The 22,227-nt window shown below is 39.9% G+C and carries 21 protein-coding genes; 16 read left to right on the forward strand and 5 right to left on the reverse strand.

Annotation, left to right across the window (positions count from 1 at the left end):
* The first annotated feature begins 3 nt into the window (after positions 1-3).
* The 10 genes from lspA (at position 4) to AC27JL_RS03115 (ending at position 9,472) form a co-directional block, all read left to right on the forward strand.
* A complete protein-coding gene (gene lspA, locus AC27JL_RS03070) occupies positions 4-504 on the forward strand; it encodes a signal peptidase II (protein WP_010555931.1) in 501 nt (166 codons plus the stop codon).
* Positions 501-941, forward strand: coding sequence for an FKBP-type peptidyl-prolyl cis-trans isomerase (gene fkpB, locus AC27JL_RS03075; RefSeq protein WP_008132561.1), 441 nt, complete (start codon positions 501-503; stop codon positions 939-941). Before lspA ends, fkpB begins: the two co-directional genes overlap by 4 nt.
* Entirely contained in the window at positions 941-1,870 is a 930-nt protein-coding gene (gene ispH, locus AC27JL_RS03080) for a 4-hydroxy-3-methylbut-2-enyl diphosphate reductase (RefSeq protein WP_424072519.1), read from the forward strand. The genes fkpB and ispH overlap by 1 nt, the downstream gene beginning before the upstream one ends.
* A 40-nt stretch (positions 1,871-1,910) precedes the next feature.
* Positions 1,911-2,945, forward strand: coding sequence for a sensor histidine kinase (locus AC27JL_RS03085; protein WP_487194774.1), 1,035 nt, complete (start codon positions 1,911-1,913; stop codon positions 2,943-2,945).
* Complete coding sequence (locus tag AC27JL_RS03090; RefSeq protein WP_487194775.1) at positions 2,942-3,649, forward strand: LytR/AlgR family response regulator transcription factor; 708 nt, start codon at positions 2,942-2,944, stop codon at positions 3,647-3,649. Before AC27JL_RS03085 ends, AC27JL_RS03090 begins: the two co-directional genes overlap by 4 nt.
* 106 nt (positions 3,650-3,755) lie before the next feature.
* The gene (pilV, locus tag AC27JL_RS03095; RefSeq protein ID WP_008132554.1) at positions 3,756-4,316 is read left to right on the forward strand and encodes a type IV pilus modification protein PilV; all 561 of its coding nucleotides are present in this window, start codon (positions 3,756-3,758) and stop codon (positions 4,314-4,316) included.
* 2 nt (positions 4,317-4,318) lie between these two features.
* Positions 4,319-5,326, forward strand: coding sequence for a PilW family protein (locus AC27JL_RS03100; RefSeq protein WP_277054215.1), 1,008 nt, complete (start codon positions 4,319-4,321; stop codon positions 5,324-5,326).
* Complete coding sequence (locus AC27JL_RS03105) at positions 5,314-5,817, forward strand: pilus assembly protein PilX (protein ID WP_276753783.1); 504 nt, start codon at positions 5,314-5,316, stop codon at positions 5,815-5,817. The genes AC27JL_RS03100 and AC27JL_RS03105 overlap by 13 nt, the downstream gene beginning before the upstream one ends.
* Position 5,818: 1 nt before the next feature.
* Positions 5,819-9,046, forward strand: a complete 3,228-nt coding sequence (locus tag AC27JL_RS03110; protein WP_487194776.1) for a pilus assembly protein — start codon at positions 5,819-5,821, stop codon at positions 9,044-9,046.
* 9 nt (positions 9,047-9,055) lie between these two features.
* A complete protein-coding gene (locus tag AC27JL_RS03115; protein ID WP_277054216.1) occupies positions 9,056-9,472 on the forward strand; it encodes a type IV pilin protein in 417 nt (138 codons plus the stop codon).
* 2 nt (positions 9,473-9,474) lie between these two features.
* On the opposite strand, the gene AC27JL_RS03120 is transcribed toward AC27JL_RS03115, so the two are convergent.
* Complete coding sequence (locus tag AC27JL_RS03120) at positions 9,475-10,002, reverse strand: GspH/FimT family pseudopilin (RefSeq protein WP_008132543.1); 528 nt, start codon at positions 10,000-10,002, stop codon at positions 9,475-9,477.
* A gap of 78 nt (positions 10,003-10,080) precedes the next feature.
* Complete coding sequence (locus tag AC27JL_RS03125; RefSeq protein ID WP_487194777.1) at positions 10,081-10,632, reverse strand: GspH/FimT family pseudopilin; 552 nt, start codon at positions 10,630-10,632, stop codon at positions 10,081-10,083.
* Positions 10,633-10,791: 159 nt separating this feature from the next.
* Here AC27JL_RS03125 and glnB point away from each other — a divergent pair, with 159 nt between their 5' ends.
* Positions 10,792-11,130 carry a nitrogen regulatory protein P-II gene (gene glnB / locus AC27JL_RS03130; protein WP_006792790.1) on the forward strand — a complete coding sequence of 113 codons (339 nt, stop codon included), beginning with the start codon at positions 10,792-10,794 and terminating at the stop codon, positions 11,128-11,130.
* 56 nt (positions 11,131-11,186) lie between these two features.
* Here the strand turns inward: glnB and AC27JL_RS03135 are convergent, their stop codons facing one another.
* A complete protein-coding gene (locus AC27JL_RS03135) occupies positions 11,187-11,951 on the reverse strand; it encodes an outer membrane protein assembly factor BamD (RefSeq protein WP_006792791.1) in 765 nt (254 codons plus the stop codon).
* Between the two features lie 141 nt (positions 11,952-12,092).
* Between AC27JL_RS03135 and rluD the strand changes: the two genes are divergently transcribed.
* The 3 genes from rluD (at position 12,093) to clpB (ending at position 16,475) form a co-directional block, all read left to right on the forward strand.
* Positions 12,093-13,070: a 23S rRNA pseudouridine(1911/1915/1917) synthase RluD gene (rluD, locus tag AC27JL_RS03140; protein WP_006792792.1), complete on the forward strand. Its 978-nt coding sequence runs from the start codon at positions 12,093-12,095 to the stop codon at positions 13,068-13,070.
* The gene (gene pgeF / locus AC27JL_RS03145; RefSeq protein WP_487194778.1) at positions 13,070-13,801 is read left to right on the forward strand and encodes a peptidoglycan editing factor PgeF; all 732 of its coding nucleotides are present in this window, start codon (positions 13,070-13,072) and stop codon (positions 13,799-13,801) included. The genes rluD and pgeF overlap by 1 nt, the downstream gene beginning before the upstream one ends.
* A 97-nt stretch (positions 13,802-13,898) precedes the next feature.
* Positions 13,899-16,475, forward strand: a complete 2,577-nt coding sequence (clpB, locus tag AC27JL_RS03150) for an ATP-dependent chaperone ClpB (protein ID WP_487194779.1) — start codon at positions 13,899-13,901, stop codon at positions 16,473-16,475.
* Between the two features lie 64 nt (positions 16,476-16,539).
* Here the strand turns inward: clpB and AC27JL_RS03155 are convergent, their stop codons facing one another.
* Positions 16,540-18,087, reverse strand: a complete 1,548-nt coding sequence (locus AC27JL_RS03155) for a methyl-accepting chemotaxis protein (RefSeq protein WP_487194855.1) — start codon at positions 18,085-18,087, stop codon at positions 16,540-16,542.
* 441 nt (positions 18,088-18,528) lie between these two features.
* On the opposite strand from AC27JL_RS03155, the gene gshA reads away from it, so the two are divergent.
* Complete coding sequence (gene gshA, locus AC27JL_RS03160; RefSeq protein WP_487194780.1) at positions 18,529-20,106, forward strand: glutamate--cysteine ligase; 1,578 nt, start codon at positions 18,529-18,531, stop codon at positions 20,104-20,106.
* Positions 20,107-20,240: 134 nt separating this feature from the next.
* Positions 20,241-20,855, forward strand: coding sequence for a transglycosylase SLT domain-containing protein (locus AC27JL_RS03165; RefSeq protein ID WP_039036803.1), 615 nt, complete (start codon positions 20,241-20,243; stop codon positions 20,853-20,855).
* Between the two features lie 43 nt (positions 20,856-20,898).
* Here the strand turns inward: AC27JL_RS03165 and AC27JL_RS03170 are convergent, their stop codons facing one another.
* Positions 20,899-22,170: an HlyC/CorC family transporter gene (locus AC27JL_RS03170; RefSeq protein ID WP_008132535.1), complete on the reverse strand. Its 1,272-nt coding sequence runs from the start codon at positions 22,168-22,170 to the stop codon at positions 20,899-20,901.
* Positions 22,171-22,227 lie beyond the last annotated feature (57 nt).

Here is a 22,227-nt window from a genome sequence, read left to right on the forward strand (position 1 = left end):
TTAGTGAGCAAACTAGCCCAAAAAAGTGGTTTAGTGTGGTTATGGTTGAGTCTATTGCTTTTAGCAATAGACTTTGCCAGTAAAACACTTGTTGTAAATACTATGGCTTATAGCGAGTCTATTAATTTACTACCTGTTTTTAGTATTACCTATGTGCATAACTATGGTGCTGCTTATAGTTTTTTAAGTGATGCTGGTGGTTGGCAACGTTGGTTTTTAAGCGCAATTGCAATTGCTATAAGTGCCTTATTGGTGTGGTGGCTAAAAAGGTTACCCGCAACTAATAAAGTGTTATGTGGTGCTTACTCGTTAGTGCTTGCTGGCGCTATTGGTAATTTATACGACCGTATTGCTTACGGTTATGTAATTGACTTTATTCACGTATTTTATGAAGACTCACATTTTCCAGTATTTAACTTTGCTGACTGTGCTATTTGTGTAGGCGCGGCATTGTTATTATTTGACGCCTTTACAGGTGAGAGTCCGAAGGAGCATAAAGCATGAGCCAAGCTGTAATTGGTGAAAACTCGCAAGTTATTTTTCATTTTTCTATAAAACTTGAAGATGGCTCTGCCGCTGATTCAACGAAAGTGCACAACAAACCTGCAAAGTTAACAATGGGCGATGGCAGCTTAACGGCAAATTTTGAGAAGTGCCTATTAGGTCTAAGCGCAGGCGAAAGCAAAACGTTTGAATTAGAACCTGAAGATGCATTTGGTCAGCCAAATCCAGATAACATTTATTATGTTGATCGTAGTAAATTTGGCGCAGAAACACCTGCGAAAGTAGGTGCTATTATTGCGTTTACTCAACCTGATGGTACAGAGCTTCCGGGCTTAGTACGTGAAGTGCAGGGTGAGTCGGTTACTATTGATTTTAACCATCCGTTATCTGGCCAGCGTTTAACATTTGAAGTTGATATTATTGAGGTAAAAGGCTAATGGATATTTTATTAGCTAATCCACGTGGCTTCTGCGCAGGCGTTGATAGAGCAATTAGCATAGTAGAGCGCGCTTTAGATATTTTTGAAAAGCCAATTTACGTACGTCATGAAGTTGTTCATAACAAATATGTTGTTGACGGCTTAAAGAACCGAGGCGCAGTGTTTGTAGAAGAATTACACCAAGTACCAGACGACAGCATTGTTATTTTTAGTGCGCATGGTGTATCTCAAGCGGTACGCTCTGAAGCCAAGCGCAGAGAGTTAAAAGTATTTGATGCGACTTGTCCACTTGTAACTAAAGTACATATGGAAGTAACCCGCGCAAGCCGTAAGGGTATAGAATGTATTTTAATTGGCCATCATGGTCACCCAGAGGTTGAAGGCACCATGGGGCAATACGACAATGATGCTGGCGGTATTTATTTAGTAGAAACCGTAGACGATGTTATTGCGCTTAATGTTAAAGATGCAAAAAACTTATTTTATTGTAGTCAAACAACGCTCTCTGTTGATGACACTGCTGATGTAATAGATGCATTACGAGAAAAATTTCCTGCAATTGACGGCCCGCGTAAAGATGATATTTGTTACGCGACTCAAAATCGCCAAGATGCTGTTCGCGACCTAGCTGATAAGGTTGATGTATTATTAGTTGTTGGTGCGAAAAATAGCTCAAACTCAAATCGCTTGCGCGAACTTGCAGATAAAATGGGCACAACGGCTTACTTAATTGACGATGCTACTGATGTACAAGAACAGTGGGTTACAAGCGCTAATTCAGTAGGGGTTACGGCTGGTGCGTCAGCACCTGAAGTGCTTGTACAGCAGGTAATAAGCCGTTTAAAAGAGTTGGGTGGAACACAAGTTGTAGAAAACCCAGGTGAAGAAGAAAATATCGTATTTGCTGTTCCTGTGGAGCTGCGTTAATCTATATAAATTAATTATTTAGATTACAAGGAGAGCTGTGATGAGCAAAACGCCTCAATCGGATGTATTGCTTTTTTCAGCTCTTTTTAATGAGCGAGGTGTACTTGCTTCGCTTGTTGTCACTCAAGTTATTGCGGTTGTTTTAGCATTTGCTCCGCATGCTCAGGGTGATATATGGCTTAGGCTTGGAATAATTAGCCTATTTTTACATTTAATTGTTTTATCAAGTACTTCCTCGTTATATATAGCTCGGCACTTTTTACAAAAGAGTACACGTGCTCTACAACTTTCACTTTTTTTTGTTTCCTTTTTATTATTTACCAGCCTATTCAGTGTTTTATTTTCGCGCTTTGCGTTTGATATAAATACAACGGAACACCTTATTTATTTTGTTATTCAAAATACTATTATTGTTGCATTTTTGGTTGCTTTATTTGTACAGTTTTTACTTATATATGCTGAAAAAGAGCAACAAACTAAGGCACTTTCCCGTGCTGAGTTAGACGCTTTGCAAGCACGAATTCGTCCACATTTTTTATACAACAGCTTAAATACAGCCGCAGAATTAACGCATCACGATGCCGCGGCTGCAGAGCAAGCTATTTTAGCATTAGCTGCATTGTCACAAGCGGCAATGCGTTCAGGGCAAAGCGTGTTGTTGAACGATGAGGTAACACTGAGTAAGCAATATATTGCCTTAGAAACATGGCGCTTTGGTGAGCGATTAAAAGTTAATTGGCACATTCCCACTGATTTACCAGCATTAAATATACCGTGTTTAACACTTCAGCCATTAATTGAAAACGCAGTATGCCACGGTGTTGAAACAAGTGAAGACGGCGCGACAATAAATGTAGAACTGCATATCACAACCGGCTATATAATAATGATTGTCTCAAACCCAATTGCAGCCTCAAAGATGCAAACTAGGCCTAATAATGGAATGGCGCTTGATAATATTCGCCAGCGTTTAAATATTTATTATAAAAATAAAGCGCAGCTTACTATTACTAATAGAGATGGCGTATACAGAGTGAAAGTCGTTATTCCTAAACATATTGAGAATAGCGTATGAATGTACTGATTGTTGATGATGAACCATTAGCTAGGACGCGATTAAAACGGCTTTTAGCAATTGAAAAAAGCATAGTGATAAAAGCAGAGGCAGCAAATGGAAATGAAGCGTTAGAGCTTGCTAAAAAGTATAACCCTGATTTAATTTTTTTAGATGTTGATATGCCAGGTATGAATGGCTTAGAAGTAGCGCATAAGCTAAACAGAATGCCTTTACCACCCGCTATTGTGTTTGTTACGGCTCACCCTGAGCATGCATTAGATGCTCTGCAATTAAGTGCTACGGGATATTTAGTTAAACCTGTTACCGAGCAGTCTTTAAGTAAAGTGCTAGATCAGCTAGGGCGTTTAAATAAAGCACATGTGCAAAAGCAGCAATCAGCTAAAATTAGTTATCAGGTGGCAGGGGTACTAAAAAGTGTAGAGCTTGACAGCATTTTTTATTTTAACGCGCAGGAAAAATACACAAACATGGTTTTTGAAGGTGGAGAGGCCTTTATAGAACAGAGCTTAAAACAGTTAGAGCTACTTTACCCCGCCCAGTTGTTACGAATTCATAGAAATACCTTAGTAAACAAAAGTAAGCTGCTATGTTTGAAAACACAAAATACAGGGGTACATACAATAGAACTTGTTGGTTGCAAAGAGCACTTAGCTGTAAGCCGACGGGAACTAAAAGCAGTTAAAGATATATTAAATGCCTAGCTGTTAACCGTTTATCAACAAATCCTACCGCTTATCCTAGTAAGTATTGAATCTAAATTTTAATGCCATAAACTTACAATCAGACAATTTTTTATTTGGTTTTGGTATGCAATCGTCTCAAACAAAATTTCAAAAAGGCTTCACACTAATTGAAGTACTTATTGCATTTATAATTTTAAGTTTTGGCTTATTAGGGGCCGTGGCTTTGCAAGCTAAAGCTAAGCAGGCAAGTTTTGATTCTATGCAGCGAGCTGCTGCTGTTGCGCTAGGAAACGATATTATTCAACGTATTCGTGCAAATGATACACCGCAATTAGTTGGGCTTTACGCTAAAACATTTAATAGTGAAACCTCTACAACAACGTCTCAAACTTGCTTCACAGCAAGCTGCAGTGCAGCGCAAGTTGCAGCTTTAGATTTAGAACAATGGAAACGCGCGATTAGAGCGCGAGAAAATACAGGCGCCTTAGATGACGCAACTGTGTGTATTAGGCCAACAGCAGTTGGTGGCTCAGGTGGTAAAGCATTTAATTTAGAAGTGATTATTTCATGGCAAGGCAGACAAGAATTTACAGCCAATGATGCAACAGCCGCAATTGAGTGTGGCGAATCAGACAAAAAGCGCCGTTTAGTGGTTTTAACTAGTTACATTTACCTTAGGAGTTAAGCATGAGCATTAAGCAAAAAGGTTTTACCCTTGTAGAAATGATGATCTCGCTTTTTATAGGGGGCTTAGTACTTGGCGGCGTTATGTTCACCTACATTGGCATGAAAGTAACCACAAAAGACACTATGACCATAGGTGAGATCCAAGAGTCTGCGCGCCTTGCTATTAACATTATGCAGCGTGATATAGAACAAATTGGATTTTGGGGCACATACTACGATGACTCTTTTGTCGCAGGGAATACAACAAGGGCGACGGCAACAACTCCTGCACCAGATTGTTTTGAAGGGGCTAATAACGGGAGTTTTCCTGATTTAGCGTCTGCCACTAACTTTAGAACCATTTATGCAAAGGTTGCAGAAGAGTCCAAAGAACTAAATTGCGTGAGTAACCCTGTTAAAAGTACAGATATTTTACAGCTTAAATTTTTACAAGGTAACCGCTTAACAGTAGGAGCCGCAGGAAACGAAACCCAAGCAGGTCAAAACTACTTTGTTGCAGAGCAAGAAAAGGCGCAATTTGTTCGCGGCGTAGTCAATGCTGGTGCGCTAAATATTAATGCAACGGTTTGGCCTTATAGCCACCACGTTTATTACATTTCAGAGCAAACGTACAAAGTTAATAATAAAAATATTACTGTTCCCGCATTGATGAGAAAACGCTTGGTGGGGGCTAATATTTCTACAGAGACAATAATGGAAGGCGTAGAAAATATGCGCTTTGTTTTTGGCCTCGATACAAATAACGACAGCCGCATTGATACCTATAAAAGTATCGGCGATATGGAACATTCAGACTGGGAAGACCGAAAGGGTATTTTAACTGTTCAAGTATTCTTATTGATAAGAGCTTTACAAGAAGACCCCGGGCTTAAATTAAAGAATCAAACATATACCTTGGGCGAAGACGATAATAAGCGCCAGATAACATTTAATGACAGTTACAGACGCACCGTATTTACTACCACAATTCGATTAAACAACGTTGGATCAAACTTATGGCGTATTTAAAAAGCTCACCTACAAAACAACAAGGTGTTGTGCTTATTACTGCATTAATTATGGTAATAGCCGTCACTGGTATTGCTGTAACACTCATGAGTAGCAGCAGTATTGACGTTAAAATTACAAATGCGGCGCAAGAACGAGAAGTCGCTGAAAACGAACTCATTGGTGAAGTTCAAAGAATGATTTCTGATGAGGCTAACAAAGGGGCTGCAAACCAGTTTTTTTTAACACCCGATGAAGTCTCACACCATTCTGGAGACAACGGTGAAGGTATGACAATTGCAACGCATGGCGATATGCAAAGTAAAATGATTAACTTAAATCAAGGTGCACTTGATTTAGAATGCCCAAGGCGCTTTAACTTTACAGCGGGTATATCGTGCAACATGGTACAAGTTGCTACTACCGTTGAATATGGATCTAAAGCAAAGCATTCACTCACAATTGTGACAGGTGTAGCACAAGAAATGGCTAGTATGAGTAAGGGAATTTAAGATGAATTTTAAATTAAACAAAGTGCTAGCGGCATTACTTGGTTTAGCGGTCAGTACAACGGCAAGCGCAGAAGACATTGAGTTATATGTGAACCATGACCTGGACCTTGATGAAAAACCCCGTGTTTTACTCATTTTCGATACCTCCGGAAGTATGGCTTTTTCATCTACTAATGGCAATGACTGTGGTTTTAATAACGTTTCAGGCTTATTTAACTTATGTACAGATAGCCGTCTTGCTGCTGCGCAATTTGCCATGAATAAAGTGGTATCAGATAATGAAGACACTATCGATTTTGGCCTAATGCGCTTTGAAAGAAATTCAGATGGTGGGTATGTTGTAAATGGTGTTGGTAGTAATTCATCCATAGTGCGTAGCTCTATTGCAGGTTTACCTGCAGATGGGGGGACGCCACTCGCAGAGACGCTCTGGGAAGCATATTTGTATATCACTGGGCAAGAGGTTCAATACGGACAAGGTGTTTCGACTCAAGAGCGTGATACAAGCGTTGAAAGTAGTACTACCGTCCAAGTTGAGCAAGAGTCTTGCGTTTGGAGAGGTCCTTGGTGGAACCGCCGACAAGTTTGTACAACAGTTTATGTACCAGAAACGAGGTTTACCTATATATCGCCATTTGCAGATAGTGAAGCTGAAGCAGCTCGTTGTGATAATTCCATTAATATTATCTACATGACCGATGGTGACCCTTCTAATGATAACGGCAGCGATAGTGATATTAGTGATGAACATCAAAGGTACTTTGGTGATCAGTTAAACTGGAGTACCGATAGCTATTACAGTAATTATTTACACCAAATGGCTAAAATAATTCATGGCACTAGTGATACAACGGTTGATTTATATCCATCAACGCCTGATATCCATGAAACTGGGCGCCTATATACGATAGGCTTTGGTTCAGGTATGAGTGAGGATGGACAAGAATTATTGCGCCAAGCCGCTCAATTAGGTGGTGGTGAGAATTTACCGGCTAGTACACCAGATCAACTTTCGGCATCATTAAACAGCGCAATTTCTCGCATTCGAGAAGTAAACGATAGTTTTTCATCCCCTTCAGTGGCCAGTAATAATGTAGACCAAACAAGAAGCCGTGACGCTATTTATTTTGCAATGTTTTATCCAGAAACTAATACTCGTTGGGGCGGCAATTTAAAAAAATTAAAAGTGTCTGGGAGCCAAATTGTTGACTCTACAGGGGCCAACGCACTTGACTCAAATGGTTTAATTGATACGGATGCAAAAACCTTCTGGTTACCTTCTGGGCAATCAGCGGACGGTAACCTTGTTGCGCAGGGCGGTGTGAATTATCACTTGAGTAGTTTAACAGGCAGTGATTTGGAAAACCGCCGTAAAATATATACTGATAAGCAAGGAGGTATTGTCAGGTTTACTTCATCTATAGTTAATGAAGTTTTAGACTTAGTTCCAGATAACTCTATTTTATTATCGGATTCTGATATCAAATGGACTATGGGAATAGACGTTGATGATGAAGATAGTGACAACAGTACTACAGATCAAAGGCAAAATATTTTTGGCGACCCGCTTCATTCTAAACCTGTTGCATTAGATTACGGTAATAATGATATTCGTATTCTAATTGGCACTAATGCCGGTTTCTTACATATGTTTAAGGATGATGATGTTAATAACACAGTAAGTGAAAGCTGGGCTTTTATTCCCTCTGAACTTTACGACATAATAAAACCCTTACGCACCAAAGAAACGGGTAAGAAATATGGCATGGATGGCCCTATAAGCGTTTACTTTAACAACAAAAGCTTAAACAGCGATGGGTTAAATGATGGAATTATTGATGCTAGTGGGGACGATAAAGTATGGGCGTTTGCGGGTATGCGTCGCGGTGGTGAAAATTACTATGCGCTTGATATTACCAACCCAGATGAGCCTAAAAAACTGTGGGATAACCCAATTGAAGGCGGTAAAGGTCAATTTCAAGAGCTGGGGCAAACATGGTCTAAGCCGCAGATTGCTTATATTAAAGCATTTGGCGATAAGCCATTACTTGTATTTGGAGCAGGATACGACACAAATAAAGACGCGGTTATTAAAAGTGAAGATAGTGTAGGCCGAGGCATATACATTGTTGAGGCCGAAACCGGTAAACGAGTGTGGGCCTTAACGCCTAACATTAATGGGTTTAAGGGCAAGCACAGTATTGCTGCAAATATTACTACGTTAGATTCTGACTATGACGGCTATATAGACAGAATATACGCAGCCGATACAGGCGGTGATGTGTGGCGTATAGATATGCCCGGCACAAACACCAATGATTTTAGCCATTTTAAACTGGCAGAACTTGGCAGTAACAAAGCAACAGAAGACAGACGCTTTTTTTACAAGCCACTTGTTGCGCGTACTATTTACAGTAAAGTATCAGAAATAACGATTAACGGTAAAAAAGTGATTACACGTTTGGATACACCGTATGATGCAATAGTTATAGGCAGTGGTAACCGCTCTAAACCAACGGGTACAAACGAGCAAGACCAACTCTTTATGATAAGAGATGAAAACACAGTTACACAAACGTTTAAAACTAACGCACCAGATACAATTAAACCAGATGATTTAATGCTGATGAATTCAGACCCGTTTGGTAATGCACTTGATGATGTGGACGATTTTGTAGACCTAGAAATAGATTTAGCAAAATTCAATGGCTGGCGCTATGAGTTAGGCACAGGTGAGAAGTCACTTGCCGCTTCAACGGTAGTGGGTGGTGTTGCGTACTTTACTAGCTTTACTCCGGCGTCAGATTCATCAACAGAAAACCAATGTTCGCTTAGTGGCGGGGGGGGCTCATTGTATGCTTTCCACCTGCATTACGGGACAAAAGTGTATGACGACCTGAAATTTTCAACCAGTTACGATGTGCCAGATACACCGCAACTTTACTTTGGAGAAGGTCCTTCGTGTGCAGATGGTAATGGCGATGGTAAGTGTGATGACAACCCAACATTATCCGTAACACAAGAAAGCCAATTTTATCTTATTGGACCGGGTATAAAAGGGGAAAATGCACAAAACCCAATGAAGCCGGTGGAGATCACAGGTCCTGGTTTAAATGTGGTTGATGGTAAAGTACAGCTTGTGAACCCTGATAACGCATTAGGCTTTGGATTTAGAACGCAACAGACGTATATCTATAAGCGTGAAGAAAACGATGAAGTTGGAAACTAAGGACTAAAAATGAATAAGCAACTTGGATTTACCTTGATTGAGCTGATGATAGCGGTGGCTATTGTTGGCATTATAGCGGCTGTGGCAGTGCCCAATTACACTGAATATGTAAAGCGGGCATCAAGAGCAGAAGCTGCTGCAGCACTTTTAGATACAGCTAATAAGCAAGAGCAGTTTTTTGTTGATAACCGTGAATACACAGAAACATTTGCAGACTTAGGACTTCAAGATAAAACCGAAAATGGACATTTTGAATTATCCATTGATGTCGTTGATGGCAATGCATTTACAATAAAAGCAAAGCCAATAGCGGGTGCAGTAAAGGGTGATAACGACTGCAAGGAGTTATCTATTACCGATACAGGTCTAAAGGGTGCTAAAGGCGCTAAAGGTAACTCAGATATTGACTATTGCTGGGGCCGTTGAGTTTAATTTTTTTGACACTTATCGGTTGATTTAATTCTTATTCTGCCAGTTTGACTCACTGACAAAGCCAACCCTTCGAGGTTGGCTTTTTCATTTGGGCAGTAAATAAACGTCCCATTTTGAAAACCGTTTAATGAGCCATCAGGGCGAAACGTAATTGCAGTGCGAGGGTATTCAAGCGCATCAGCCTCATTTATTCTTTCAAAGGTACTAAGTAACAATTCATCGTCATCTAATGTTGTTGATTTATCTAGATCGATAAACAAAGACATTTGACCATCCCATTCATCTTTTGAACATTCGCCTTCGTTTAACGAGCAAAGAGTAACGTAAGTACTATTTTCAATTGCGTAAAGTCGACCATAATTGATAGTTCGGTGCAGAAGGTTAACGTGGTTCTCTAGCCGGTTTTTTGCTAGAAAATCTGGGTAGTACCACATAGATATTTGACTGATAATGCTTACAACAGCGAGTGTAAGCATTAGTTCAAGAAGCGTGATCCCTTTACATTTCGATATTGATAACCTCATCCCTGAAGTCCTAAATTAATTATCTTTTAATTTAGTTTAGTAAATGAATAAAATATGACAAGCTAAATTGGTTGTTTTTTAACCGCAAGTTTTTGCACTATCACCTAAATAAAACGACGTACCAGATTGAGAAACACTGAGGGCTTTATTGTTATCTGTGCCGTTGTTAGGGCAAAAAACAAACTCTCCTGGGTTTGTTGTAATTCGGCCACTGGTATTAAACCGTAGCCGCCTTGAGTTACCTGTAAATTTAACTTTATCTTCCAGGCTAATTTTTTCCATAACGCGTAATAATGAGTCGGTAGATTTGTTGTAGTGGCCACTGTTATCAGAGTCGATAAAAACAATAATAATTTTATTCCTATCCCATCGGTTTCGGCATTGCATATTATCGTTTTGGTTTTTTACTTCACCATGTTGCGCTGCACATATTACAACTATTTCATCGGTGCTTGCAGCTTGAGAACGCGCGTAGCTAATGTTTCTTTTCAGCTCAAGTAAAAAGTTTTCAGCACGGTTTTCTTCTAACATGTCGCTACTATTCCAAAAAGCGATAGATGCTATTATGCCAACAATTGCGACGGTTACCATTAATTCTAAAAGTGTGAATCCTGATTGTTTAATCTTCATAACGATCTCATTTACAGCTAATTTTTATATTACGATTCTTATATGGCCAAAATTATATCATGGCTGATTAATTTATCACCGTAATTCAATTGCTTTGTTTGCTATGAACCTTATGATTGTCTAAAATCGTGGCATCTAAGGCTTTAAAAAGTAATTAATATGAAAAAAATAGAAGCAATTATAAAACCGTTTAAACTTGATGATGTACGCGAGGCGCTGTCAGAGGTGGGCATTAACGGCATGACCGTGAGTGAAGTAAAAGGCTTTGGTCGTCAAAAAGGGCACACTGAGCTTTATCGTGGTGCTGAATATATGGTTGATTTTTTGCCAAAAGTGAAGCTTGATATAGTACTTGCTGACGAAAGTGTTGATCGCGCGATTGAAGTTATTGTTAAAACTGCACAAACCGGAAAAATTGGTGATGGTAAAATATTTGTCACTGAGGTTGAGCGTGTAGTTCGTATTCGTACCGCAGAAGAAGATGAAGACGCAATCTAATTTAAGCTTAAATAGCTTAGTCAGTAAAAAGGCGCTTTAAAGCGCCTTTTTTGTATTTACTGTGTTCTTTTATTCAGCGCTTGTGCTTTTTTAGCGTTTTGACTTAATTCGGTTAAACCTAATTTTTCATAGCTTTTTTGCATCATATCAAGGGCTGCATTTAAATAACTACTTTGCGAGTAGTGTTCAACTACAAATTTACCACGGTTAGCAGCTGCTAAGTACGCTTCGCGCTCATAGTAGTATGTAGCTACTTTTAGCTCGTAACGTGCCATACGGTTTAATAACCATACTAAACGACGTTTTGCTTCTGGTGCGTAACCGCTTTGTGGAAAACGTTTTACAAGCGTTGATAAATCAGTAAAAGCGACGCGGGTTCTGTTAGCATCCCTATCTGCTCTATCAATACCAAAGTATTCTTGGAACGCGTTTTTGTCTGCTTTAATATTTACCAAACCACGCATGTAATACATGTAATCTAGATCTTTATGATTTGGATTCAAACGGATAAAACGGTCAATGGTTGCTAATGCTTGTTCAGTGTTACCCGACTGGTAATGAGCATACACTAAATCCATTTGCACTTGTTTTGAAAATGGCCCAAATGGGTAGCGCGAATCAATCGCTGATAAAAGCTCAATTGCACGGGCATATAAACCTGAATCTAGTGTTTCTTTTGCATCTTCGTATAAAGCTTGTGCTGATCTATTTGGTACACGTTGAATGTCTTCTTGGTCAGGTGCTGACGAACAGGCACCTAAACTAAGTACCGAAACTGAAAAAACGATGGCAAATGCACGTTTCCCTATTTTATTTATCATTTTATTTGTTACCTTCGATGTCTTCGGCTAGGCCAAGTCGGTAAAACCGAGTAAACTATACGTATTATATTATGCTTTTATTAAAAGCGATTCTAACCCAGTCGAGCAAAGCTTGCACTGGTAAATTGGGTAAAGTTACGAATGACAGAGCAAATTTCTCTTCAAGCCGAGGTTCCAACCGACTTAGGTGGTAAACGTCTAGACCAAGTATTAGCGCAATTGTTCCCTGATTATTCACGTTCACGTATAAAAACTTGGATTTTGGATGATAAAATCACCGTTGATGGCGAAATATTAAACACACCGCGTACAAAACTGTTAGGCGGTGAAGTGTTAAATGTTGAAACAACCATTGAAGCACCGCGTGAATACCTTGCACAAAATATCGACTTAAACATTGTTTATGAAGATGACCATATTTTAGTTATTAATAAACCTATGGGATTAGTGGTTCATCCTGGTGCTGGTAACCCAGATGGCACAGTGCTTAATGCATTATTACACCATTACCCTGACATTATTAATGTGCCACGAGCAGGTATTGTGCACCGCTTAGATAAAGATACAACAGGTTTAATGGTTGTTGCTAAAACAATTCAAGCGCAAACACACCTTGTTAAGGCACTACAAAAGCGTGAAAACTTCACTCGTGAATACGAAGCGCTTTGTAACGGCACTATGACAGCGGGTGGTATGGTTGAAAAACCAATTGGTCGCCATGCAACACAGCGTACTCATATGGCTGTACATGAAATGGGTAAGCCTGCCATTACTCATTACCGTGTTGCTGAAAAATTTCGTGCGCATACGCGTTTGCGCTTGCGTTTAGAAACAGGCCGTACTCACCAAATTCGTGTACACATGGCTTATTTGAACCACCCACTTATTGGTGATCAGTCATACAACGGTCGCCCGCGTCCACCAAAGGGTGCAACACCGCAATTGTTTGAACTGCTTAGAAGTTTTAAACGCCAAGCGTTACATGCGGTAAAACTAAGTATTGCGCATCCAATTACGGGCGAAATGATGACGTGGCAAGCACCTATCCCAGATGATATGGTAGAAATGACGTTAGCACTTCGTGAAGATACTCAGGCTAACCCAGATATAGATAGATAATGCAGTTGCTATCAGCAACATGGCAAAGCCTTCACAATGTGGGTACCCTCAGTACCACACGTGAAGGCGGCGTATCAAAGGCACCTTATAACAGTTTAAATTTGGGGCTTCATGTTAATGATAGCCAAGCTGACGTTTTAAAAAATCGCTCAGTATTAAATAACTTCCTTCCAAATCCAGCTATCTGGCTAAATCAAATTCACAGCGCAGATGTAATTACAGTTGATCAGCAGTTTGATTTTAATAAATTACATAATGCCGATGCACTCTATACGCGCCTAGTTGATCAACCTTTGGCTATAATGACTGCCGATTGCCTACCTATATTGCTTGCAAGTAATGATGGGACTGAGGTAGCAGCTATTCACGGCGGCTGGCGAGGGCTAAAGCAAGGTATTATTCAAAATGCACTTAAATGCTTTAACGCTAAACCAGAAAATATATATGCTTGGCTTGGTCCGGCAATAGGGTCGGATCAGTTTGAGGTTGGTGTAGAGGTTTTTGAAGCATTTAATAATCAATCGCCTCTATTCTCAGATGCATTCATGCCGCAACTCAATAACAAGTATTATGCTGATATATACAGTATAGCGCGTACTTTATTATCGCAGCTTGGGGTAATAAATATTGCTGGTGGTGAGTACTGCACAGTTTCTCAATCACATTTATTTTTCTCTTATAGAAGAGATGGGCAAACAGGGCGAATGGCTAGTTTGATCTGGCGCAAGTAATTAATCATTTAGCGAATATATTTTCTTTCGTACCTTGAACAAATCGTGCAACATACCCATTTATTAATCAATTAGATTTTTTAATAGGTAACCCCTTATGCGTTTAGATAGATTTACAAGTAAATTTCAATCTGCGCTTTCTGATGCGCAATCGCTGGCCCTTGGGCGCGATCATCAATTTATAGAACCCGTTCACCTAATGTATGCACTCCTTCAACAGAGTGGTTCAAGCGTTCGTGCCTTGTTTGCTCAAACAGGTGTAAGTGCCGATGAGCTTAATACAAAGTTATCCCAAGAAATAGAAAAGCTATTCAAAGTTGAAGGCGTTGGGGGCGATGTACAATTATCTAATAATATGGTTTCGCTTATAAATTTATGTGATAAGTACGCTCAAAAGCGCAAAGATAAATTTATTTCTAGTGAGTTATTTGTTCTTGCTGCGTGCGATGACAAAGGCCCGCTTGGGGATATTTTGAGATCGCTTAATATCACTGCAACAAAAATAGAAAGCGCCATAAAAGCAATCCGTGGGGGTCAAAAAGTTGATGATCCGAATGCGGAAGAAACGCGCCAAGCTTTAGAAAAATATACGATTGATTTAACCGAGCGTGCAGAGCAAGGCAAGCTTGACCCCGTTATAGGTCGAGACGACGAAATACGCCGTACCATTCAGGTATTACAGCGCAGAACTAAAAACAACCCGGTACTTATTGGCGAGCCTGGAGTGGGTAAAACCGCCATAGCAGAAGGCTTAGCGCAGCGTATTATTAATGGTGAAGTACCAGAGGGATTAAAAAATAAACGTGTACTGTCACTTGATTTAGGAGCCTTGGTTGCTGGCGCTAAATTTAGAGGTGAATTTGAAGAGCGTTTAAAATCGGTTTTAAACGAGTTGGCAAAAGAAGAAGGTCAAGTCATCTTATTCATTGATGAAATTCATACCATTGTAGGTGCAGGTAAAAGCGATGGCGCAATGGATGCAGGCAATATGCTTAAGCCAGCGCTCGCACGTGGCGAGCTGCATTGTGTAGGCGCAACCACACTAGACGAATACCGTAAATACATAGAAAAAGATGCAGCCCTTGAGCGCCGTTTTCAAAAAGTGTTAATCGAAGAGCCTTCAGTTGAAGACACTATTGCAATATTGCGTGGTTTAAAAGAACGTTATGAACTGCACCACTCAGTTGAAATCACCGACCCTGCAATTGTTGCTGCCGCGCAGTTATCGCATCGTTATATTAGCGACCGCCAGCTTCCCGATAAAGCAATAGATTTAATTGATGAAGCAGGTTCTTCTATTCGTTTGCAAATTGATTCGAAGCCTGAGTCATTGGACAAGCTTGAACGCCGCATTATTCAGTTAAAACTTGAAGATAATGCTCTCGCTAAAGAAAAAGATGAGGCAAGTCAAAAGCGCCGCAGTGAAATGCAAGAGCTTATAACCGATCTTGACGGCCAATACCGCGAACTCGATGAAATTTGGAATGCAGAAAAAGCATCACTGCAAGGTACGCAAGTAATTAAAGCTGAGCTTGAGCAAGCTCGGCTCGACTTAGACGTTGCTCGCAGAGCAAGTGATTTACAGCGCATGTCTGAGTTGCAATATGGTCGTATACCCGAGCTTGAACGCAAATTAGACTTAGCGTCACAAGCCGAAATGCAAGACATGACGCTGCTTAAAAACCAAGTAGGCGAAGATGAAATTGCAGAGATACTCTCTCGTTGGACTGGTATTCCAGTGTCACGCATGCTGCAAGGTGAACGTGAAAAACTGCTGCAAATGGAAGATAGATTGCACAGTAAGGTAATAGGGCAAGACGAGGCAGTTGTTGCGGTGTCTAACGCTATTCGTCGCTCCCGAGCTGGGCTTGCTGATCCAAACCGACCGATTGGCTCATTTTTGTTTTTAGGGCCAACAGGCGTAGGTAAAACAGAGCTTACAAAAGCCCTTGCTGGGTTTATGTTTGACACAGAAGATGCCATGGTGCGTATCGATATGTCTGAGTTTATGGAAAAACATTCTGTTGCCCGTTTAGTAGGTGCGCCTCCTGGGTACGTAGGGTACGAAGAAGGGGGCTACTTAACAGAAGCTGTTCGCCGTAAGCCATACTCGGTCATATTGCTTGATGAAATAGAAAAAGCACACCCTGACGTGTTCAATATTTTATTACAAGTACTTGATGATGGTAGGTTAACCGACGGACAAGGGCGTACTGTTGATTTTAAAAATACCGTAATCATCATGACCTCAAATTTAGGTTCAGATATTATTCAAGAGCAGGCGGGTAATAATGATTACGCAACACTTAAATCAAAAGTAATGGATGTATTGATCAGTGAATTCAGACCTGAGTTTATAAACCGCATTGACGAAACCGTGGTATTTCATCCGCTAGCGAATCAGCACATTAAAGAGATTGCTGATATTCAGTTAATGAAGTTACGTGAACGTTTAACTGAGATGGGGTACTTACTAGAAATTAGCGATGCGGCGCTCGATACTATTGCTGCAAGTGGGTTTGATCCTGTATACGGCGCACGTCCATTAAAGCGGGCCATTCAACAAACAATTGAAAATCCGTTGGCGCAAAAGTTACTTAATGGTGATTATATTCCGGGATGTGTCATTGTTATTGATGCTGGCAGTGATGGGTTAGTATTTACTAGCCGGTAAATAATTATAAAAACCGCTTAGTTGCCTATCTCCTGAAACTAAGCGGTTTTTTAACCTATAATGTTTATACTTTAAAAGTTAATAGCAAGTCATTTACTTTTCGTGAGCCTTCAACCAGTTCTGCTGCACCTTTAGCTACTTCAAAGCTTAAACTCAAATTGTTATCGCCAAAGGCTTTAATATCAGTCACATTGTTGCTGATATCGTTACTCACCATTTGTTGCTCTTCTGCTGCAGACGATATTTGAATGGCTAAATGCGATATTTCACTAATTTGAGAAAAGATACCTTCTAGCTCCACTTGCGTTTTTTCTGTGGTACTAACGCAATTATCGGCTTGCTCTTTTGTGTCTTGCATCACTTTTGACCAGCTAAATAAAGTATCTTGTATTTCTTTTATTGAGCTGTGAATTTGTGTTGTAGCACTTTGTGTACGAGACGATAAAGTTCTTACTTCATCGGCAACGACAGCAAACCCTCTGCCATGCTCACCCGCTCTAGCTGCTTCTATTGCTGCGTTAAGTGCAAGTAGGTTTGTTTGATCTGCAATGCCTTCTATTTCACTCATTACCTGACCAATCTTATCAGCTTCTGAGGCCAAGCTACTTGCGGTGGTTGCTGCATGCTCAACTTGCAATGCTAGTTCAGAAATCATATTACTATTATCAGCAATGTGTATTTTGATTTCAGAGCAACTGCTATGCGTTGCGTTTACTTTATCTGCCGTTTCAGCTGTGTTTACTGAAATTTCGCCAATGGTCGATCCCATTTGAGTCATCGCAGATGCAATCTGTTCCAAGCGCTCACCCTGAGAAGCAATTCCTTGCTCTGTAAGTGTTGATTGTTTGTCTAAATTAGTCGCAATACTATTAAAATTAAGAGTTGAATCTTTCATTCGCCCAAGTACAGTACGCAACTTGGCATTTAGCAGTTGTTCTTTGAAGTCACTAACGCTGTGGGCTGTGGTACCGCTGTATATATAGCGAGAAACAGAGTCCGATTTAGCTTTATGCTCGCGCAATATTTTAGGGGTTGCAACAAGCTCATCGTAATTTAGGGCGATTACTAATATACAAACAATAACATTAAGTAAAGCAATGGCTATTGGAGCAAATACTAAAGAGCTTATTAACCAAAGTAACACACACGCTATGGTGATACTCTGCCTAACTCCAGTTTGTTCGCGAATACTGAACAATGATTTATTAGCATTAAGGGTGTTGTATAAGCTTTGCGCTTTATTTTTGAGTGCTTGACTCGGTTTTGTTCTTACTGATTGGTAGCCAACCAGCTGGCCATGTTCAAAAATTGGCGTAACAAAAGCGTCAACCCAATAGTAACGGCCATCTTTACAGCGATTTTTTACCATGCCGCGCCAAGAGTGACCTTGTTTTAATGTTTCCCACATTTCTTTGAACGCTGCTTTAGGCATATCTGGGTGGCGAACTATATTATGGTTTTTGCCAACAAGCTCTTGTATTGAGTAACCAGCAACTGTACAAAATTCTGTATTAGCGTAGGTAATAACACCGCGTAAATCGGTTGTTGAAACAAGCTCTTGTGACTCATCAAAATGAACTTCTTCATTAATTAATGTTTTATTACTGTGCATTGCATTCACTATCATCCTTTTTAATTAACTGAAGTATATTCAGTTATTTACACAAAGCAAAATTAAAGCTCGATTATGTTTATATTGACGATGAATTGAATGCTTTATTGATCTATATCAAGATTTCTGTGGTTAATAACGTCAGCGAAATAAAATTGAATTCTTTAATCGAAATAACAGGTCTCCTATCCGCATTGGTTTAATGCTTCATTGCATACCGTGTTATTAGTAAATACCTTCGTAAAGCAATTGTATAAAGTAAATAGCAATGGCAAGATTACAACATAATTTTACGAAGATAGTTAAATCAAGCGTATGCTCAAATTAGGGATTTTAAGACTAATTGAAAAAACTAAATGGTTCTTAACAATTTAATCTTGAGTAATCGGTAATTAGCCCCCATAACCGTATGATTACGCCACGTGGCCCGAGGAAATATTTTTGACAACACAAGATCTAACAAATGCGCTTAACGCGTTATCGACTGGTGAACACCAAAACGCAATTAAAGGCATTAAACGTGGCATTGAACGAGAGTCGCTAAGAATACAAAGCAACGGTGCTATATCTCCTACAGGTCATCCTAAAGGGGTAGGGAGTGCACTAACCAATGGTCATATAACGACTGACTTTTCTGAATCTTTACTTGAATTTATTACACCGGTTAGCGAGTCATCAACGCAAACATTAAAGCAACTGCGCGATCTTCAAAAGTTCACGCTTGAAAATATGGGTGACGAACTGCTTTGGCCTATCAGTATGCCGTGCTTCATCAACCACCAAGACGATATCGTACTTGCTCAGTTTGGTAGCTCGAATATAGGCAAAATGAAGACGCTTTACCGTGAAGGGCTAAAAAATCGATACGGCAGTATGATGCAGGCTATTGCTGGCGTGCATTTTAATATCTCTTTTCCAGAGTCACTTTGGAAGTCTCTGCATTCGTTAAAGCAAAGTAATACGAGCTTGCAGGATTTTATATCTGATGGTTATTTATCGCTGATAAGAAACTTCAAACGCGAGCTGTGGCTTATTAGTTATATGTTTGGCGCATCGCCTGCCCTGTGTAACTCATTTTTGCAAGGTCGTAAAACAGATTTACCGTTTAAAAAGTTAGGTAAAGGTACCTTATACTTAGAGGTCGGCACTGCACTGCGTTTAGGTAACTTAGGTTACACAAACAGCGCACAATCGTCCTTGCGTGTCATGTATAACTCGCTTGATGAATATGTTGCTGGTTTGAAAAAGGCCATCAATACGCCATCAGATATATACAGCGACATTGACGACTACACTAGCGAACAGCCAAAACAGTTAAATAAAAATATTCTGCAAATAGAAAATGAATTTTATTCGCCAATTCGCCCTAAACGTAATGCGAACAGTGGTGAGACGCCAACAGATGCACTATTGAGAGCGGGTATAGAATATGTTGAAATTCGTGCTCTAGATGTAAACCCATTTAGTGAAGTGGGTATCGATATAGAGCAAATTCACTTTTTAGATGTATTTTTAACGTATTGCTTATTAAAAGATTCACCAAACATGGATTGGAAAGAACAGGCTCGCAGTACTGAAAATTTAGATGCGGTTGTAAATCAGGGGAGAGAGCTAGGGTTGATGCTCAACGATAATAATACTCCGCGTAGCCTGCAATCTTGGGGGAATCAAATATTTGCTCAATTGACTGATGTTGCAAAATGGATGGATAAAGCTTACGGCGTTAGTTATTACGTTGAAACAATTGAGCGAATGAGCACGTGGGTCAATGATCCTTCGCTTACTTACTCTGGACGATATGTAGCAAAACTAAAAGAGTCAGGTTTAGACAATGGTCACTTTGCCTTAGACTTAGCAAATAAGTATAAGCAAAGCCACATAGACACAGATTACAGTGAGTTTTTAAAGCCGTGGCTCGAGCAGCAAGTTGAGCAGTCAAATGAAGCGCAGCGTAATATAGAAAATGCAGATGCGCAGTCGTTTACAGCGTTTTTAGATGAGTATTTTCATAAAAACTGATACCCAACATGCACGCAAAAAAACGCAGCCTAATATGGCTGCGTAAATAATATTCAGGGATGAAACAATGCTATACAGCTGCATTAATTATTACGACCAACACTTTTTATAAAAGTTCAGTGAGAACACAAAAAATGAACAAAAAAGCACTTATTTTATCTCTCACTCTCGCTTTTACCCTTGCCGGGTGTGCTACAGCGCCACCTAAACAGCCAAATGATCTTTGTAAAATTTTTGAAGAAAAGCCTGACTGGTATTTTGATGCAAAAGACGCGCAAGACAAGTGGGGCTCTCCTAAACATGTACTCATGAGCATGATGTATCAAGAAAGTTCGTTTAAGCACGATGCAGCTCCGCCTATGGAATATTTTTTATGGATTATACCAACAGGTAGAGCAAGTTCAGCCTACGGTTATTCACAAGCTAAAACGCCTACTTGGGCTGATTACGTTCGTGAAACAGGTAACAGCGGAGCAGATAGGGATGACTTTGATGATGCAATCGACTTTATGGCGTGGTTTGTTTATAAAACGCACAAAGTAAACGGCATTTCAAAATGGGATGCTTACGCTCAATATCTTAATTATCATGAAGGCTGGGGCGGGTATAAACGTGGCACATATAAGAAGAAAAAATGGTTAATGAGCGTAGCCAACAAAGTAAAAAATAGAGCAAGTCGTTATGGCACGCAATTAAAGCGATGTGAAGATGAGCTCGATAAAGGCTGGTTGGAGCGGTTATTTACTTAATCGGACAACAGCGTAAATAAGGAGCCTTATGGCTCCTTATTTGTTATTGACGAGTACGTTTTTTAGGTTGTATTTTAACCTGTTTAATCATGTTTTCTTTTACTTCGAGTACTTCTAATGGGTATCCCGCAATACGTAAACTGATATTTGCGTCAGGAATATCTTCTAAATATTCAACAATTAAGCCGCTTAATGTTTTAGGGCCATCAAGAGGAAAGTCCCATTCCATTTCTTTATTTAAGTCACGGACGTTTGCGCCACCATCTACAATAAACGAACCATCAGGTTGTGTTGTCACTTCTTCACTTGGCGTACGTGTTTGAGTGGTCGTGAAATCGCCCACCACCTCTTCTAAAATGTCTTCAAGGGTTACTAGTCCTTGAATATCGCCGTATTCATCAACAACTATACCAATTCGCTCTTTTGATTGTTGAAACTTAAACAGTTGTGTATTTAATGATGTGCCTTCGGGGATAAAGTAAATTTCGCGAACTGCACGCAATAGTGACGGTTTGTCAAATTGCTCTTTTGTTAAAAGTCGCAGCGCATCACGTGAGTGAATAAAACCGACTGCATCATCAATATTATCGCGATACAACAAAACACGTGTATGTTGCGCATGTGTTAGCTGGCGGCTAATTACTTTCCAATCGTCGTTTATATCAATCGCCACAATTTCGTTACGTGGAATCATAATATCTTCAACAGTAACTTGTTCTAGATCTAAGATAGAAGTCAGCATGCTTTGGTGACGAGCAGGTAATAAAGCACCTGATTCGTTCACGACTGTTTTTAATTCTTCTTTGCTCATGCTGTGCTCATCGATTTGGGCTGCACTAATACCAAATAAACGTAATATGCCGTTAGTTAGCCAGTTAACAACTACAACAAACGGAAACATGATTTTCAGCAAGCCTTTAAGTATCACTGAGCTTGGAAAGGCTACTTTTTCAGGGTAAAGGGCTGCGAGTGTTTTAGGTGTTACTTCAGCAAATATAAGCACAACCAAGGTAAGTACACCAGTTGCTATTGCGATACCTAAATCACCGTATAGGCGGATACCTATAATAGTGGCAACTTGAGCTGCGGCTATATTTACTAGGTTGTTACCTATTAAAATGAGGCCAATAAGCCTATCGGGACGGCTAAGTAATTTACTGACTCGTTTAGCTGCACGGTGATCTTGCTTTGCAAGATGTCGCAGGCGTATACGATTGATTGACATAATCCCAGTTTCAGAACCAGAAAAATAAGCAGAAAAAAGTACCAATAATCCTAACGTGATAAACAGGGTACTTGTCGATATGTCGTCCAACGATGGATCCTTTTTTTATAAATCAATGCGTATTAAGCTAGAGTGAGCAACTAGAGT

The sequence above is a fragment of the Pseudoalteromonas sp. 4NS20-0020 genome (genome assembly GCF_057554385.1).